Origin of the sequence: Streptomyces sp. NPDC001604 (genome assembly GCF_042893475.1) — a bacterium.
Lineage (GTDB): Bacteria > Actinomycetota > Actinomycetes > Streptomycetales > Streptomycetaceae > Streptomyces.
Window position 1 is genome coordinate 326,829 of record NZ_JBIAUY010000005.1, and the last position, 16,523, is coordinate 343,351.

Here is a 16,523-nt window from a genome sequence, read left to right on the forward strand (position 1 = left end):
GGGGCCGTACGGGAGTTACTTGGTGAGATGGTCCGGGCCGAAAGCCTGGGGAAGCATCTCCGACAGGGGCAGGATTCCCGCCGGTGTCTCCACCAGCAGGTCGGGGCCGCCGAACTCGTACAACAGCTGACGGCAGCGGCCGCACGGGACGAGGATCTCGCCGCGGCCGTCCACGCAGGTGAAGTGCGTCAGGCGGCCCCCGCCGGTCCGCTGCAGCTCCGAGACCAGCCCGCACTCGGCGCACAGGCCGAGGCCGTAGGAGGCGTTCTCGACGTTGCAGCCGGAGACCGTGCGGCCGTCGTCGACCAGGGCGGCGACCCCGACCGGGAAGCCCGAGTAGGGGGCGTACGCGTGGGACATGGCCTCGCGGGCCAGCTCCCGCAGCGCCTCCCAGTCGACGGCGGCCGGCGGGGTCACTTGCCCTGGCCCTTCCGGTAGCGCATGCCGTCCGCCTTCGGCATCCGCAGCCGCTGCGCGGACAGCGACAGCACCAGCAGGGTGACGACGTACGGGGTGGCGCCCACGAAGTCGCTCGGGACCTCGTCGGTGACCAGGTACCAGACCAGGACGCCCGCGCCCACCATGAGGCTGATGCCGCCCTGCCAGAGCGCCTTCTTGTACAGCTTCCAGCCGGCCAGGCCCGCGAGGAGCACGACCAGCAGGAGCAGCAGCGCGTGGACGGTCGCACCGCCGTTGCGCAGCTGCAGCGCGTCGGAGTAGCCGAACAGGCCCGCGCCCATGGCGAGGCCGCCGACCCGCCAGTTGCCGAAGATCATGGCCGCGAGACCGATGAAGCCGCGCCCGCCGGTCTGGGCCTCCAGGTAGGTGTGCGAGGTGACCAGCGCGAGGAAGGCGCCGCCGAGGCCGGCGAGGCCGCCGGAGACGGCGACGGCCGCGTACTTGTACTTGTAGACGTTGACGCCGAGGGACTCCGCGGCGATCGGGTTCTCGCCGCAGGAGCGCAACCGCAGACCGAACGGAGTGCGCCACAGCAGCCACCAGCTGCCGACGAACAGCAGGATGGCGAAGACCGTCACGACGGACAGGTTGGTGACCAGGCCGCCGATGATGCCGGCGAGGTCGGAGATCAGGAACCAGTGGTGGTTCTCGATGGAGTGCAGCGCGCTGGACAGGCCCGGTACGTCGAAGTTGGGCAGCGAGTCGACCGGCGGGGACTGCTTGGGGTTGCCGCCCGCGTCGGCCGCCTTGCCGTTCGTGAAGAAGAGCTTGGCGAGGTACTGGGTGGCGCCCAGCGCGAGCAGGTTGACGGCGACACCGGAGACGATGTGGTCGACGCCGAAGGTGATGGTCGCGACCGCGTGCACCAGGCCGCCGAGGATGCCGAAGCCGATGCCGCACAGCAGGCCGAGCCACGGGTTGGACTGCCAGCCGATCCAGCCGGCGCCGAAGGTGCCGAGGATCATCATGCCCTCGAGGCCGATGTTGACCACACCGGAGCGCTCGGACCACAGGCCGGCGAGACCCGCGAGACCGATGGGTACGGCGAGGCTGAGGGCGGCGGAGACCTGGCCGTCGGAGGTGAGCTGGTCCGAGCCGGAGATGACGCGGACCGCGGCGACGAGCAGCAGCGCACCGGCGACGATCATCAGGATCTGGCCGATCGAGCGGCCCGAGCGGCCGCGTTCCGTGTCCGCCTTGGGAGCCGCGGGGGGCGGCGTGTCGGTCATCGTGGCAGTCATCACGCCACCTCCTGCTTCTGGGTCGGGGCGGCGGCCTGGGCGGCGAGCTCGGCGCCGACCCGCTGCTGCTGGCGCCTGAGGCCGTAGCGGCGTACGAGTTCGTAGGCGATGACGACGCACAGGACGATGACGCCCTGGATGACGCCGAGGATCTCCTTGTCGTACCCCTCGAACTCGAGGTGGTTGGTGGTGCGCTCCAGGAAGCCCCACAGCAGGGCGCCGAGCGCGATGCCGACCGGGTTGTTGCGGCCGAGCAGCGCGATGGCGATGCCGGTGAAGCCGATGCCGGTCGGGAAGTCGTTGCTGAACTGGTGGCTGTCGTTGAGCAGGGTCGGCATGCCGATCAGACCGGCCACCGCACCCGAGATGACCATGCTGGTGGCGATCATCTTCTTGACGGAGACACCGCTGGCTGCGGCCGCGCTCTCGGACTGGCCGACGGTGCGCAGGTCGAAGCCGAAGCGGGTGCGGCCGAGCACGAACCAGTACGCGACGCCGACGACCACGGCGATGACGATGAAGCCCCACAGCTCGCCCGCGGCGCCGGTGTCGATCTGGAAGAAGTACGAGGACTGCGGCAGCGGCTTGGTGGAGATCACCGTGCCGCCGCTCTGCAGCTCGGCGAGCTTCCCCGGCTGCAGGAGGTAGGCGATGATCGCGGTGGCGATCGAGTTCAGCATGATCGTCGAGATGACCTCGCTGACCCCTCGGGTCACCTTGAGGACGCCCGCGATGGCAGCCCAGAGGGCACCGGTCGCCATGGCGCACAGGATGATCAGCGGGATGGAGATCCAGCCGGGCGTGGTCAGCGCGCCGCCGAGGACCGCGGCGAAGAACGCGGCGATCCGGTACTGGCCGTCGACGCCGATGTTGAACAGGTTCATCCGGAAGCCGATGGCCACCGAGACACCCGCCAGGTAGTACGTCGTCGCCTTGTTCAGGATGTAGACCTGGCTGTCGCTGGCGGTGCCGTAGCTCACCATGTCGCTGAAGGCGGAGCCCGGGTTCTTGCCGGTGGCGAGGATGACCAGGGCGGTGACGACGAGCGCGGCGACGATCGCCAGCAGCGGCGCCGCGATGCCGAGGAGCAGCCGCTCCTTGTCGATGCGTTGGGTCAGCTTGTTCATCGGGCGTCGTCCTCGTGGTCCTCGGCGGAGTCCTCTGTGTGCTCCAGGTGGCCGGTGGCCGCACCCGTCATGGCGGAGCCCAGCTCCTCGGGGGTGATCGTGGCGGGATCGGCGTCGGCGACCAGGCGGCCGCGGTACATCACCCGCAGGGTGTCGGACAGGCCGATGAGCTCGTCCAGGTCGGCGGAGATCAGCAGCACGGCCAGGCCCTCGCGGCGGGCCTCGCGGATGTGGTCCCAGATCGCGGCCTGGGCGCCGACGTCCACACCGCGGGTGGGGTGGGCGGCGATCAGCAGCTTGGGCGCGTGGCTCATCTCGCGGCCGACGATCAGCTTCTGCTGGTTGCCGCCGGAGAGGGAGGCGGCGGTGACGTCGATGCCGGGGGTGCGGACGTCGTACGCCTGGATGATGCGCTCGGTGTCGGTGCGGGCGGCCTTGATGTCGAGCAGCTGACCGCGGGAGTTGGGCTTCTCGGTGACATGGCCGAGGATGCGGTTCTCCCACAGCGGCGCCTCGAGGAGCAGGCCGTGACGGTGGCGGTCCTCGGGGATGTAGCCGACGCCGGCCTCGCGGCGGCCCCGGGTGGGGGCGTGCGAGATGTCGGTGCCGTCGAGGGTGATGGCACCGGCGTCCGGGTCGCGGATGCCCATGATCGCCTCGACCAGCTCGGACTGGCCGTTGCCCTCCACGCCGGCGATGCCGAGGACCTCGCCCTTGTGGATGGTGAAGGAGATCGCGTCGAGGATGACGCGCTCGACGCCGTCGAGGTCGGTCTGGCTCAGGTGCAGGCCGTCCACCTTGAGCAGCGGCACGTCCGTGACCGTGGACTCCTGGGTCTCCGGGGTGGGCAGTTCGCTGCCGACCATCAGCTCGGCGAGCTGCTTGGGGGTGGTGCCGGCCGGCTCGACCGTGCCGACGGTGGTGCCGCGGCGGATGACGGTGATCTCGTCGGCCACGGAGAGGACCTCGCCCAGCTTGTGGGAGATGAAGATGACCGTGAGGCCCTCGGCCTTCAGCTCGCGCAGGTTGTCGAAGAGGGCGTCGACCTCCTGCGGCACCAGGACGGCGGTGGGCTCGTCGAGGATGAGGGTCTTGGCGCCGCGGTAGAGGACCTTGAGGATCTCCACGCGCTGGCGGTCGGCGACGCCGAGTTCCTCGAGGAGGACGTCGGGGCGGACGTTCAGGCCGTAGGCGTCGGAGATCTCCTTGATCTTGGCACGGGCCTTGGCGCCGATGCCGTGGAGCTTCTCCGCGCCCAGGACGACGTTCTCCAGGACGGTGAGGTTGTCGGCGAGCATGAAGTGCTGGTGCACCATGCCGATGCCGCGGGCGATGGCGTCGGCGGGGTTGTGGAAGACGACCGTCTCGCCGTTCACCGTGATGGTGCCCTCGTCCGGCTGCTGCATGCCGTAGAGGATCTTCATCAGGGTGGACTTGCCGGCGCCGTTCTCACCGCACAGGGCATGGACCGTGCCTGTACGGACGGTGATGTCGATGTCCTTGTTGGCGACGACGCCTGGGAATCGCTTGGTGATGCCGCGCAGTTCGACGGCAGCGGGAGGGCTGGACGCGTTGATGGCGCACTCTCCTCGGGGACAAAGGGGGGCTGAGGGGGAGGGCAGGCGTCGGCGACGCTAGCGCGGCAACTCCATGCTACACGCGTAGAGTTGACACATTGTTATGGCTCGGCGAGGGGCTGTGGGAACGCGCCCTCGCCGAGCCGGGGTTCGGCGGGAACCGCCAGGTCAGCTGGTCTTGACCTTGACGGTGCCGTCGACGATCTTCTTCTTCGCGGCGTCCAGCTGGGCCTTGATGTCGTCGATGAAGCCACCGCTGGTGGCCAGGCCGACACCGTTCTTGGCGAGCGAGTAGACCTGGTTGCCGGTCAGCGGCTTGCCGTCGTGCACGGACTTGATGAAGTCGTAGACACCGACGTCCACGTTCTTGACCATCGAGGTCAGGATCGAGTTCTTGTACTTGGCCAGACCCGGGATGTTGTACTGGTCCGAGTCCACGCCGATGGCCCAGGCGCCCTTGACGCCGTTGACGGCCTCGATCGAGCCGTTGCCGGAGGAGCCGGCCGCGGTGTAGATCACGTCGGCGCCGTTGTCGAGCATGCCGGACGCTGCCTCCTTGCCCTTGTCGGGGCTGGAGAAGCCGGACAGGTCGGAGCCGTGGGTCAGGTACTGGACGTCGACCTTGACACTCGACTTGGTGTCCTTGACGCCCTGGACGTAGCCCGCCTCGAACTTCTTGATCAGCGGGGTGTCGACACCGCCGATGAAGCCGACGTGGTTCTTCTTGGTCTTCAGCGCCGCGGCGACACCGGCCAGGTAGGAGCCCTGCTCCTCGGTGAACGTGATGCTGTCGACGTTCTTGGCGGTCGCGACCGAGTCGATGAGGCCGAAGTTGACCTTCGGGTACTTCGCGGCGACCTTGTCGACCGAGGTGGCGTAGGAGAAGCCGACGGCGACGATCGGGTTGTAGCCCGCGTCCGCCAGGTCGGTCAGACGCTGCTCGCGGTCGGCCTCGGTGTCGGAGTTCTTGGCGGTCAGCTCCTTGATGGAACCGCCGAACTCCTTCTGGGCCTGGTCGGCACCGCGCGCGGCGGAGTCGTTGAAGGAACGGTCACCGCGGCCGCCGACGTCGTAGGCGAGACCGATCTTGAGGCCCTTGCCGCCGCCGGAGGAGGAGGCGGAGGACGAGTTGTCCTTCTCGGACGAGGTGCTGCCACAGGCAGTGGCAGTCAGTGCAAGAGCTGCGGTGGCGATACACGCAGCGGAAAGCTTGGCTACCCGGCGCACGGGAGGCTCCTTCACCTGACCTGAGCGCCGATTCGGCGCTTCATGTGAGCACCTTGCCAGTGCTCGGGCCCGGACGCCCCTGCGGCGTCGGCTTCGCGGCATCGTAACGCGCGTAGATGTCAGAAAAACACCCCTCTCGAAGCCGTTATCGATTCGAGGCAAACGCTGTCTGAACTCAGACTCTTACGCTGTCGCACACCCTGATTTCGATGCGTGCACGATTGGCTTACGAGCATGTTGCGCCGGTCGGCGGAACGGCCCCCGAGGGGGCCGTCTCGCGCGCTCGGCTCACTCAGCCGCGTCCAGCAGGGCCGCCGCCGTGAACAGCTCGACACCCACCGTGATCGCCGACTCGTCGGCGTCGAAGTCGCCCTGGTGCAGATCGCGCACCGTGCGCTCGCCCGGGGTGCGGACGCCGAGGCGGGCCATGGAGCCGGGAACGTGCTCCAGGTACCAGGAGAAGTCCTCGCCGCCGAGGCTCTGCTCGGTGTTCTCGACGGACTGGGCGCCGCGGCGGGCGGTCATGGCCTCGCGCAGCAGGTCGGTCACGCCCGCGTCGTTGACCACGGGCGGGACGCCGCGCACGTAGTTGATCTCCGACTTGGCGCCGTGCAGGTTGGCGACCTCGTCGATGGCGGCGACCACCAGGTCCGGGGCCTGCCGCCAGGCCTCGATGTCGAGGCAGCGGACGGTGCCGGAGAGCTCGGCGTGCTGCGGGATGACGTTCGGGGCGTGCCCCGACTCGATGCGGCCCCAGGTCACGGCGAGACCGGAGCGGGTGTCCATCCGCCGGCCGACGAGCGCGGGCACGTCGACCGCGACGCGGGCGGCGGCGGTGACCAGGTCGGTGGTCAGGTGCGGGCGGGCGGTGTGCCCGCCGGGCCCGTCCAGGGCGACCTCGAGCCGGTCGCAGGCCGAGGTGATGGCCCCTTGCCGCAGGCCGATCCGGCCCGCGTCCACCCGGGGGTCGCAGTGCACGGCGATCATCCGGCCGACGCCGTCCAGCACACCGCAGTCGATCGCGTCCGCGGCGCCGCCGGGCAGCACCTCCTCGGCCGGCTGGAAGATCAGGCGCACGGGCCGCGGGAGCTTCCCCTGCTTGTGCAGCTCGGCGAGGACCAGGCCGGCGCCGAGCACCACGGTCGTGTGCACGTCGTGGCCGCAGGCGTGTGCGCGGTCCGGAACGGTCGAGCGGTACGGGCATTCAGTCTTCGTGTCCGGGATGGGCAGGCCGTCGATGTCGGCGCGCATGCCGAGCATGGGCCGCCCGCCGTCCCACTCCCCGATGTCACAGACGAGCCCGGTACCGGTGGCGAGGACACGGGGCCGCAGGCCTGCCGCCTCGAGCCGCTCCTTGATCGCCGCAGTGGTACGGAACTCCTGGTTGCCGAGCTCGGGGTGCATGTGCAGGTCACGACGGAAGGCGACGAGTTCGGCATACAGCGCCTCGGGCAGCGTGCCGTCGAGCACCGCTTCCCCGGCGAGGTCGACCTCGGACTCTGGTGACATCAGTTGCTTCACCCTCTTAAGCGTAGGACGCCGGGGTGGCCAACTGATCCTGGATCAACAAAAGTTCAACCCCCTGAGGGGAAGAAAATCTGGCCGCTCGACGCATGGGCAAGGGTTGAGATGGGTATACCTTGCCTTTCTCTACGCATACCACGCCCCGCCCCTGTCCGGGGGTTCCGTTCCACCTGTCGGGACCACACTGTGGGACGTACGGGCCCGGATCCCGGAATCATCACCACCGCGCGACATTTCCGCCACGCAGCGCACACGGCGGGTGGATCGTGGGCAACCTGCCCTCCATGGAGGCGTGCGGCTGCGGTGAGGAACACATCCCCTGGATGCTGGCGAAATTCGGCCTGCTCGGCACGGCCGGCCTCTTCCTGGGCCTGCTGGTCGCGATGACCCTTGCGGGCTGGCTGATGGTGGCGGCGGTCTCGCTGTACCTGCGGTGGCGGCACCCGCCGTGGTCGGACGAGGTCGGCGAGACATCCGGGGAGGGCCTCCGGGACAGGTCCGGGGAAAGGTTCGAGCAGTCGTCGCAGGACTCTCTCGGCGGTTTCACCTGGACGACGGACGACCGCTAGTAGGGTGCGGGCCCGTGAGCTCCGAGATACCGGGCAGCCCGGATTTCCTGCATGCCACCCGAACCTCCTACGACGCGATCGCCCGCCCGTACAGCGAGCAGTTCGCCGACCATCTGAGCGGCAGACCGCTGGACCTGGCCCTGGTCGCCGCCTTCGCGGAACTCGTCCGAGCGGTCGGTACGGCCCCTGTCGCCGATGTCGGCAGCGGGCCCGGCCATGTCACCGCCCGGCTCGACGCGCTCGGGGTGCCGGCCTTCGGGGTCGACGTGTCGCCCGGCATGGTGGCGCTGGCCCGGCAGGCGCATCCCGGGCTGCGGTTCCACGTGGGGTCCATGACCGCGCTGGACCTGCCGGACGAGACGCTGGGCGGTGTACTCGCCCTCTACTCGATCATCCACGTCCCGGACGATCACCTGCCGGGGGTCTTCGACGAGTTCCGGCGCGTGCTGGTGCCCGGCGGACACGTCCTGCTGGCCTTCCAGAGCGGTGCGGAGGACGGGCGGCTGCATCTGGAGGAGCGGTTCGGTCGCGAGATCTCGCTGGACTACTACTGGCGTACGCCGGATGCCGTGGCCGAGCAGTTGGTCAAGGCGGGGTTGCGGGTGGAGGCGCGGGTGCTGCGCGAGCCGACGGAGGACGAGGCGCGGCCGCGGGCGTTTCTGCTGGCCCGCAAGGGTGACTGAGCGCTCCGCGGGTTGTGCGCCTGTGGGTCGTCTGTCGTCTGCGGCGACGTCGTGGCTGGTCGCTCCCCCACTCTCGGCTTCGCTCGAGCGGGGGGACCCCCATCGCGGCGGAGCCGCAGGTCGACACGGTCTCGCGCCCCTGTGGGGCGCTGCCGAGACCCGGCCTGCTCACGCCGCCGTGACCGCCGACAGGCGTGTCACGTCCCGTGCCGTTCCCGTCACGCCCGACAGGAAGCCCTGTGCGCGGGGTGAGGCGTTCCGGGTGAGCCACTCGGGGTCGATGTCGCACACCGCGACGCGCACCTCCGTGCCTGTCAGGGCCAGTGGGAGGGTGTGGACGACCGTGGAGGGGAAGCTGAGGACCGTGCGGCCGATGGGGCCGCGGCGGGCGATCAGTTCCAGGGGGAGGTCGGGGCGGACGATCTCCAGGCCCGTCTCGGCGGCCAGGCGGTGGAGTTTGTCCGTGCTCTCGCGGCGGTGGGCGAAGTAGCGGGTGGCGCCGTGGGTCTTCGCCAGGGTGCGGACGGCCTCCAGATAGCGGTCGCCGTCCACCACGCCGGTCTCCACCAGCGAGGTGCCCACCATGTCGGCGCCCTTGGTGATGCGGGGCGGGCCGAAGCGGAAGCGGGTCCAGGCGAAGTCGTTGGTGTGGACCGTCACGCCGGGCGGGATCTCGTCCATGGGCATGGAGGAGAAGACCGCCACCCGGCGCCTGGCGCTCGGGGTGAGGCGGCGGCGGGCCTTGGAGGACACCGGCGCGAAGATCAGGTCGCGGGCGCTCGGGCGGCCGCCCTTGCGGTGCCAGCGGACGAGGCGTTCACCGCGGGCCAGCTGGGCGACGAACTCCATCGTGGCCGTGCCGTCGTCGACGACGACCAGGTCGCGGGCCTTGGTGATGGTCAGCAGGAGTTGTACGTAGCGGGAGAAGGGGTCGCCCAGGACGATGCGGTCGGCCCTGCGGAGCGTGCCCGTCAGGCCGCCGATGGTCTGGAAGGGGGCCGCGGGGCCGCCCCGGGCCTCCTCCCAGCGGACCGTGTGGCCCTCGTCGCGGGCGAGTTCGGCCATGCGGCGCAGCTGGCCGCGGGTCATGGGGTCGGTCGGGGACAGGACGACGAGGGTGAGCCCCGCGCCGGGCGCCTGGGCATGCGCCCACTCCAGCACGTTCAGGAGCTGTACCGGGCTCTCGACGAACGCGAGAGTGGAGGTGCTGCCGGCGGATCCGGCGCGGCGGCTCATCGACGTATGACCGTCCCGTAAGTGGTGGTGGCTCAGACCGTGACCGGCTCGCCCGCGGCCGCGGCGATCTCCGCCTCGGCGACGATGCCCGTGACGCGGCGCAGCTTCTTCATCGGGCCGAGCTCGGACTCGTAGACCTTCTTGACGCCGTCGCCGAGGGAGGCCTCGATGGTGCGGATGTCGCGGACGAGGCGCGTGAGGCCCTGCGGCTCGACGGAGGCGGCCTGGTCGGAGCCCCACATCGCGCGGTCCAGGGTGATGTGGCGCTCGACGAAGGTGGCACCGAGGGCGACCGCGGCGAGGGTGGTCTGCAGGCCGGTCTCGTGGCCGGAGTAGCCGATCGGGACGTTCGGGTACTCGGCCTGCAGGGTGTTGATCACGCGGAGGTTGAGCTCCTCGGCCTTCGCCGGGTACGTCGACGTGGCGTGGCAGAGCAGGATGTTCTCCGAGCCGAGGACCTCGACGGCGTGGCGGATCTGCTTCGGGGTGGACATGCCGGTGGAGAGGATGATCGTGCGGCCGGTGGCGCGCAGGGCACGCAGCAGCTCGTCGTCGGTGAGGGAGGCGGAGGCCACCTTGTGGGCGGGGACGTCGAACTTCTCCAGGAAGGCGACGGCCTCGGTGTCCCACGGGGAGGCGAACCAGGCGATCCCCTTCTCCTTGCAGTACGCGTCGATCTGGCGGTACTCGTCCTCACCGAACTCCACGCGGTGGCGGTAGTCGATGTAGGTCATCCGGCCCCAGGGGGTGTCGCGCTCGATGTCCCACTGGTCGCGCGGGGTGCAGATCTCCGGGGTGCGCTTCTGGAACTTCACGGCGTCGCAGCCGGCCTCGGCGGCCACGTCGATGAGCTTGAAGGCGTTCTCCAGCTCGCCGTTGTGGTTGATGCCGATCTCACCGCAGATGTAGACGGGCTGACCGGGGCCGGCGATGCGCTCGGTACCGAAGGTGCGCAGGCGGGAGTTGGTGCTCATGGCAGTGAACTGTCCTTACTTGGTTAGGGAGTCGAGAGAGGGGCCGAGGATCCAGCTGGCGATCTCTCGGATCGCGCCGTCGCCACCGGGGACGGTGGTGACCGCACGGGCGGCGCCGCGTACCACGTCGTGGGCGCTCGCGACCGCCACGGGCCAGCCCACGAGGGCGAAGCACGGGAGGTCGTTGACGTCGTTGCCGACGTAGAGCACGCGCTCGGGCGCGATGCCCTGCTCCTCGCACCACTGCTTCAGTGCGAGGTCCTTGCGGTCGATGCCGTGCAGCACGGGGATCTGCAGCTTTCGTGCGCGCGCGGCGACGACCGGGTTCTGCTCCGTGGAGAGGACCAGCATCTTGAGCCCGCTCTTGCGCAGGGCGGCGATGCCGAGCCCGTCCCCGCGGTGCACGGAGACGAACTCCTTTCCATCGGCGTCGATCAGCACCCTGTCGTCGGTCTGGGTGCCGTCGAAGTCCAGTACGACCGCGTCGATGTCGTCGGCGGTCGGGAGGGCGCCGGGCCGGTCGGCGTCGAAGAGGGGTGCCAGGGCCCGGGCCCGCGCGAGGTCGTGCGGGTCGTCGATCTCCAGCACCCGTGCCGGGTCGGTCCGGACGAGTTCGGTACGGCCGAAGAAGCGGTGCTGGTGCTTGCGGAAGCCCGCCGCGTCCATCGCGTAGGCGGCGCCGGTCTCCAGGAGGTCCTGGGGGCGGTCCTGGCGGCGGGGGCGGTACGACTTGTCGTGGTTGACGCCGTAGCCGCCGCCGGTGGCCGCGTCGGCCTCGGCGACGGTGCCCGCGGTGGCCTCGTCGTCGGCGTCCCGCCAGATGAACCCGTGGAAGGGGGCCACGGTCACCGCGGTGTCCGCACCGTTCTCGACGACCGCGGCGGCCACCCCGTCGATGTCCTCGCGGATGATGAACGGGCTGGTGCACTGCACGAACACCACCACGTCGACGGCCGCGCCGTGCAGGGCCTCGTGGGCGTCCATGGCGTGCAGGACGGCGGCCTCGGAGGTCGCCGTGTCCCCGGCGATGGCCGCGGGCCGCAGCACGACCTCGGCGCCCGCCTCACGGGCCGCCGCGGCGATGGCCTGGTCGTCGGTGGACACGACGACGTCCGTCACCAGCCGGGTGGCGAGACACTCCCGCACGGCACGGGCCACCAGCGGCACACCGCCGACGGGGGCGAGGTTCTTCGCGGGCACGCCCTTGGAGCCGCCGCGCGCGGGAATCACCGCGAGCACCCGGCGCACGGAAGCGCCTCGGCCCGCTTGCGGATTGGACATGGGGACTACTCCTTGGGCTCCTTGCGGAGTCATCGGGGCGAACGCGGCTCGCGCTCCGGTCGGTTCTGGGGCTGCAGTGCCGGGCAGGCCGGTGGGGGCCGGTTCACCGGCGGCCTGCGGGGCGGCGGATGGTGCGGGGCCCGGGGCCGGCGCCCCGGTCGAGGCCGCGGCGGGCACGGCCCGCGCTCCGGTCGTCTTCCGGGCGACAGCACCCCGGTCGCCGCGTGTCTCCGAAGCGCCCGCAGCCGGGGCACCCTCGGCGTCCGAGACCCGAGCGGCTGACACCGGGACGACAAGCCCCCCGGCCCCTGCGCCGGAGACGCCCGCAGCCCGGACGTCCTGGACGCCGGAGACCCGCGCACCCGCCGTCGGTGCCTGGCCACCCGTCAGCGCGGCGCCCGTCGGCCCGGCTGCATCGCCCGGCAGCAGCCCAGCCACCTCCCCGGTGGACAGACCCGAACCGCCCGGAACCCGGGCGGCCGCAGCGCCGGAGACCCGCGCACCCGTCGGCGCCGGGTTGCCCGTCGCCCCGGGCGCATCGCCCGGCTGTCGCGCAGCTGCCTGGGACACGGCTCGCGCCACGGCCGCCTCGGCTGCGTCTGCGGTCGGGGTGGGTGCGTTCGCCCTTGTGGCGCTCACAGCTCCCCCATCCGCCGGATCACCGGAGCCACCCGCTGCACCCCGTGCCGATACGCACCGCGTGCCGCGCGGCGGACTATCTGGCGGACCGGTCCCGGCTCCTTGTCGTGGGCGGGGGCTCCGGGCAGTGGGCTGCCGTCGGGGCCGAGGTGGTGGCGGGCGAGGATGCCGGGGAGGTAGCCGGGCGCGGTCGCCGGCGTGTAGTACGGGGCGAGCGGGGGCAACTCGGACGCGGCGAGCAGCTTGGCGATGCGTTCCCTCGCCACGTCGAAGGCGCTCTCGTACGAGCCGTCCGTCGCGACGCCCTGCCGGGCCACCCACTCCTCGTCAGCCACCGGCCGGTGCCCGGCGTCCAACTGGTCCCAGGAGGCGAGGCATCCCGAGCCGACGAAGTGGTGGTTGCCCAGGACCTCACGGACGCCGAGGTCGGTCAGGACGACCGTCGGGATACGGCGGTGCAGGGACTCCAGCGCGGCCGTCGAGCTGATGGTGACCAGCAGGTCGGTGCGGTCGAGGACCTCGCCCATGTTCCCGTACACCAGGCGGAAGTTGGCCGGCGGATCGAGCCGCTGGACCAGCTTCTGGTAGGGCTGCTCCTCGATGTGCGTGGTGTGCTCGCCCGGCTTGGAGCGCAGCTTCAGCAGCACCTCGCGCTCGGGGTGCAGCCGGGCGTGCCGGATCAGCCGGTCGAGCAGGTAGGTGCGGTCCCTGCGGCTGTCCGGGACGGACGGCTGCACGGCGAACACCACGGTGTAGGGCCTGCGCCCTTGCTTCGCAGACGGGTCGTGTTCACCTTCGTAGGCCGCCCCACCGAGGAACGGAAGTGCCACCTCGGTCACCGACGAGGCGTCGGCGCCCACCCCCTCGTACACCGCCCGGAAACGCTCCGCGTCCTGGCGGGAGTTGGCGAGGACGAGGTCCGCGCCGTGCCGCAGCAGAAGGCCGTCGGCGAGCTTCTCGTAGACGACGCCGACATAGCCGGTGACGACCACGGGGCGCCGCTCGCGGCCCTCCCACACGCGCCGCAGGCCGTGCAGCATCGCCTGTACGCCACCGCCGACGAGGGCGAGGACGAGGACGTCGTACTCCTCCTCGGCCATCGTGCGCAGGAACTCGACCGCCGTGACCTCCCGCAGGGAGTCGGCGCGCACACCGACCTCTGCCAGCTGGCGGGCGGTGGGCGTCGCCCGCCCGCGCAGCAGGAAGCCGCTCAGCTCGGGACCGACTTGCGCGGCCTCGCCGGGTGCGGCTTCCATGGACGGGCCCGGGGCGATACGAGCCGCGGTCAGCGCACCCCATTTCCAGCGGGTGTCGGAGTCCGCGAGCACGGCGATTCGCGTGGGCTTCGAGGTACTTGGTGGCACGCCGAAGACGGTAAGAAGCAATTCCGAGGCGCGGCCCAACCGCACCTCAACAAAAAGTTAACAACACCCCGCCGAGAGCCGAACTGGCCCGCGAAATCGCCTGAGCTACAGGTGGTGCACCGTTCCGACACATTGAGTTCACCCCCTGTACGGACACCGGAAAGTTACGCCGCCGACCTGCCTCTTACTCTTCTCGTGTGCCAAAGCTTTCCGTGATCGTGCCGTTCTACAACGTGCAGCAATACGCCCCGGACACCCTCAAAAGCCTTCGCTTGAACGCACAGCGGGATTTCGAGTTCGTACTGGTCGACGACCATTCGAAGGACGAAACTCCGGCGATTCTCGAACGCGCGGCCGAGGAACTCTCCGACGTGGCGCAGGTGCGGTATATCCGCCATGAGAAGAACGGGGGACTCGCCACCGCCCGCAACACCGGCCTGGACGCGGCGCAGGGCGAGTACCTGACGTTCCTGGACGGCGACGACTGGCTGGCTCCCGGCTACTTCGCCGAACTGGTCGCGGCCATCGAGGGGTTGGGCGTCGACTTCGTGCGCACCGACCATGTGCAGGCCACCGCCCGCGCGCGCAGCATCAACAGGGTGCCCATCGGGCGCCGCTGGGAGGCGCTGAACCCGCGCGAGGCGATCCTGCCCGCCGACCGTTCCACCTCCGTGGACTACGCCTTCGCCTGGGCCGGCGCCTACCACCGCCGGCTCCTCGACCGGGGCCTGCTGCACTTCACCGACGGGCTGCGCACGGCCGAGGACCGGCCGTGGATCTGGAAGCTGCACCGCGAGGCGGAGTCGTTCGCCGTGGTGAGCCTGCTCGGCGTCTTCTACCGGCGCGGGGTGGCATCCTCCCTGACGCAGATCGGCGACGTCCGCCAGCTCGACTTCATCCGCGCCTTCGACCAGGTCATCGAGGAGACGGCGAAGGACCCGGACGCGGACCGGCTGCTGCCGAAGGCGGTGCGCACCTACTGCGCGATCATCGCCCACCACGTCTCGGACGAGGACAAGTGGGAGCCGTCGGTGTACCGGCAGCTGCGGGCGCGGAGCGCGGCCGCAATCCAGCGTCTGCCGCAGGACATGCTCGGCGACGTGCTCGAGACGATGGACCTGCACCGTTCCTCCAAGCTGCGGCGACTGCGGCGCAGGATCACGACAGCGAAGGCGGCTGCCTGATGCCCCGTACCACCCGCATCTACTGCGTCTCGACCCTGTACGGCGCCGCCACCCTGGCCGCCGCGCTGGACTCGGACTGCTTCGAGGACGAGGACCGCAGTCTGCTGCTGGTCTTCAACAACTCGGCGACCCCGGAGACCACACCGTCCGTCGACGAGATGCCGGGCTTCGAGCCGCTGCGCGACCACTTCGACGAGATCCTGTCCTGGAACGAGGCCATCAGCCCCTTCCACCCGGGCGCCTGGACCCCGCGCCAGGACGACATCCCGCTCTTCGAGCGCTATCTGCGGCTGCTCTGGGACCTGGGCGACGACCGGGTGGAGCTGGTCGTGGAGTCCATCCAGGTCGCGCCGGCTCTGACGGTCGCCCAGCTGTTCACCGACGCGCCCGTGCACGTCTACGCCGACGGCCTGATGAGCTACGGCCCCACCCGCAACAAGATCGACCCGCTGGTCGGCACGCGCGTGCGGCGGCTGCTCCACCTGGACCTGGTGCCGGACCTGACCCCGCGGCTGCTGACCGAGTTCGACGTCCCGGCGGAGCTCGTGCCGACCGAGGCGTTCCTCAAGGTGATGGGCGAGCTCGCCTCGTCCGTGCAGGACTTGCCGGTGCTGCCCGACAACTCGGCGCTGCTGCTCGGCCAGTACCTGTCCGCGCTCGGCATCCTCTCCCCCGAGGAGGAGGAGGACCTGCACGTACGGATGATGCGCGGGGCGGTCGAGCGCGGGCACCGCTCGATCGTCTTCAAGCCGCACCCCACCGCGCCGGCCCGCTACAGCCGCGCCCTGGAGACCGAGGCCGGGAAGCTGGGCGTGGACCTCACCGTCCTGGACCTGCCCGTCCTCGCCGAGGTGCTGTTCGAGCGGTCGCGGCCCGCCCTGGTCGTCGGCTGCTTCTCCACGGCCCTCTTCACGGCGTCCGCGTTCTACGGCCTGCCGGTCGCCCGTATCGGTACGGCACCGCTGCTGGGCGCGCTCACGCCGTTCCAGAACAGCAACCGGGTGCCGGTGGTCCTCGCCGATGCGCTGCTGCCGGACCTGGAGGGCGGCAAGGGTGAGAAGACGCCGGCCGCGAGCACCCTGGACGGTCTGCTCGACGCGCTCAGCTACACGATGCAGCCGCAGATCTACCCGTCCCTGCGGACGGCTGCGGAACGTTACCTCTCCAAGCATCTGTCCGCACGCACCAAGCGGTACTTCCGGCGGAAGCGGCTCACCGCGCTGGGGCTGCCCGGGGGCATCCCGGAGCGCCTGGCGTTCCTCCCCCGCAACTCCACGGCCCGCCGGGTGGTCCGCCGGGCGCGGGCGCTGAAGAAGGCCGTGGGGCGACAGGCGCCGTAGGGGACGAGGCGAGCCGGGGCCCCCACGGAGTGGGGGCCCGCTGTCGGTCGCTCCCGCACGGGAATTCCGAGTGAACGCAAGAAGCCAGGGCGACACTC

The 16,523-nt window shown here is 70.6% G+C and carries 14 protein-coding genes; 4 read left to right on the forward strand and 10 right to left on the reverse strand.

Annotated elements, in window-relative coordinates; genetic code table 11:
- Nucleotides 1-15 precede the first annotated feature (15 nt).
- The 6 genes from ACFY1E_RS17465 to ACFY1E_RS17490 all read right to left on the reverse strand — a co-directional run bounded on the left by ACFY1E_RS17465 (nucleotide 16) and on the right by ACFY1E_RS17490 (nucleotide 7,140).
- A complete protein-coding gene (locus ACFY1E_RS17465; RefSeq protein WP_389076574.1) occupies nucleotides 16-417 on the reverse strand; it encodes a cytidine deaminase in 402 nt (133 codons plus the stop codon).
- Nucleotides 414-1,700 carry an ABC transporter permease gene (locus ACFY1E_RS17470; RefSeq protein ID WP_389076576.1) on the reverse strand — a complete coding sequence of 429 codons (1,287 nt, stop codon included), beginning with the start codon at nucleotides 1,698-1,700 and terminating at the stop codon, nucleotides 414-416. Before ACFY1E_RS17470 ends, ACFY1E_RS17465 begins: the two co-directional genes overlap by 4 nt.
- A complete protein-coding gene (locus ACFY1E_RS17475; protein ID WP_351462310.1) occupies nucleotides 1,700-2,827 on the reverse strand; it encodes an ABC transporter permease in 1,128 nt (375 codons plus the stop codon). Before ACFY1E_RS17475 ends, ACFY1E_RS17470 begins: the two co-directional genes overlap by 1 nt.
- Nucleotides 2,824-4,449 carry an ABC transporter ATP-binding protein gene (locus tag ACFY1E_RS17480; protein WP_389076963.1) on the reverse strand — a complete coding sequence of 542 codons (1,626 nt, stop codon included), beginning with the start codon at nucleotides 4,447-4,449 and terminating at the stop codon, nucleotides 2,824-2,826. The genes ACFY1E_RS17475 and ACFY1E_RS17480 overlap by 4 nt, the downstream gene beginning before the upstream one ends.
- A 123-nt stretch (nucleotides 4,450-4,572) precedes the next feature.
- Nucleotides 4,573-5,631 (reverse strand): BMP family protein, encoded by a 1,059-nt coding sequence (locus tag ACFY1E_RS17485; RefSeq protein ID WP_389076578.1) that lies wholly within the window; start codon nucleotides 5,629-5,631, stop codon nucleotides 4,573-4,575.
- Between the two features lie 288 nt (nucleotides 5,632-5,919).
- Nucleotides 5,920-7,140: a M20 family metallopeptidase gene (locus ACFY1E_RS17490; RefSeq protein ID WP_389076965.1), complete on the reverse strand. Its 1,221-nt coding sequence runs from the start codon at nucleotides 7,138-7,140 to the stop codon at nucleotides 5,920-5,922.
- A gap of 281 nt (nucleotides 7,141-7,421) precedes the next feature.
- Between ACFY1E_RS17490 and ACFY1E_RS17495 the strand changes: the two genes are divergently transcribed.
- Both ACFY1E_RS17495 and ACFY1E_RS17500 read left to right on the forward strand, forming a co-directional pair.
- Nucleotides 7,422-7,724 carry a hypothetical protein gene (locus tag ACFY1E_RS17495; RefSeq protein WP_389076580.1) on the forward strand — a complete coding sequence of 101 codons (303 nt, stop codon included), beginning with the start codon at nucleotides 7,422-7,424 and terminating at the stop codon, nucleotides 7,722-7,724.
- A gap of 14 nt (nucleotides 7,725-7,738) precedes the next feature.
- Nucleotides 7,739-8,407 carry a class I SAM-dependent DNA methyltransferase gene (locus tag ACFY1E_RS17500; protein ID WP_389076582.1) on the forward strand — a complete coding sequence of 223 codons (669 nt, stop codon included), beginning with the start codon at nucleotides 7,739-7,741 and terminating at the stop codon, nucleotides 8,405-8,407.
- A gap of 168 nt (nucleotides 8,408-8,575) precedes the next feature.
- Here the strand turns inward: ACFY1E_RS17500 and ACFY1E_RS17505 are convergent, their stop codons facing one another.
- The 4 genes from ACFY1E_RS17505 to ACFY1E_RS17520 all read right to left on the reverse strand — a co-directional run bounded on the left by ACFY1E_RS17505 (nucleotide 8,576) and on the right by ACFY1E_RS17520 (nucleotide 13,901).
- Nucleotides 8,576-9,643, reverse strand: coding sequence for a hypothetical protein (locus tag ACFY1E_RS17505; RefSeq protein WP_389076584.1), 1,068 nt, complete (start codon nucleotides 9,641-9,643; stop codon nucleotides 8,576-8,578).
- A gap of 32 nt (nucleotides 9,644-9,675) precedes the next feature.
- Nucleotides 9,676-10,617: an N-acetylneuraminate synthase family protein gene (locus tag ACFY1E_RS17510; protein WP_389076586.1), complete on the reverse strand. Its 942-nt coding sequence runs from the start codon at nucleotides 10,615-10,617 to the stop codon at nucleotides 9,676-9,678.
- A 15-nt stretch (nucleotides 10,618-10,632) separates the two neighbouring features.
- Nucleotides 10,633-11,898, reverse strand: a complete 1,266-nt coding sequence (locus ACFY1E_RS17515) for a cytidylyltransferase domain-containing protein (protein WP_389076588.1) — start codon at nucleotides 11,896-11,898, stop codon at nucleotides 10,633-10,635.
- A 635-nt stretch (nucleotides 11,899-12,533) separates the two neighbouring features.
- The gene (locus ACFY1E_RS17520) at nucleotides 12,534-13,901 is read right to left on the reverse strand and encodes a DUF6716 putative glycosyltransferase (RefSeq protein WP_389076591.1); all 1,368 of its coding nucleotides are present in this window, start codon (nucleotides 13,899-13,901) and stop codon (nucleotides 12,534-12,536) included.
- A gap of 197 nt (nucleotides 13,902-14,098) precedes the next feature.
- Between ACFY1E_RS17520 and ACFY1E_RS17525 the strand changes: the two genes are divergently transcribed.
- Both ACFY1E_RS17525 and ACFY1E_RS17530 read left to right on the forward strand, forming a co-directional pair.
- Nucleotides 14,099-15,085, forward strand: a complete 987-nt coding sequence (locus ACFY1E_RS17525; RefSeq protein WP_389076593.1) for a glycosyltransferase family 2 protein — start codon at nucleotides 14,099-14,101, stop codon at nucleotides 15,083-15,085.
- Nucleotides 15,085-16,425, forward strand: a complete 1,341-nt coding sequence (locus ACFY1E_RS17530; RefSeq protein WP_389076596.1) for an alpha-2,8-polysialyltransferase family protein — start codon at nucleotides 15,085-15,087, stop codon at nucleotides 16,423-16,425. Before ACFY1E_RS17525 ends, ACFY1E_RS17530 begins: the two co-directional genes overlap by 1 nt.
- Nucleotides 16,426-16,523 lie beyond the last annotated feature (98 nt).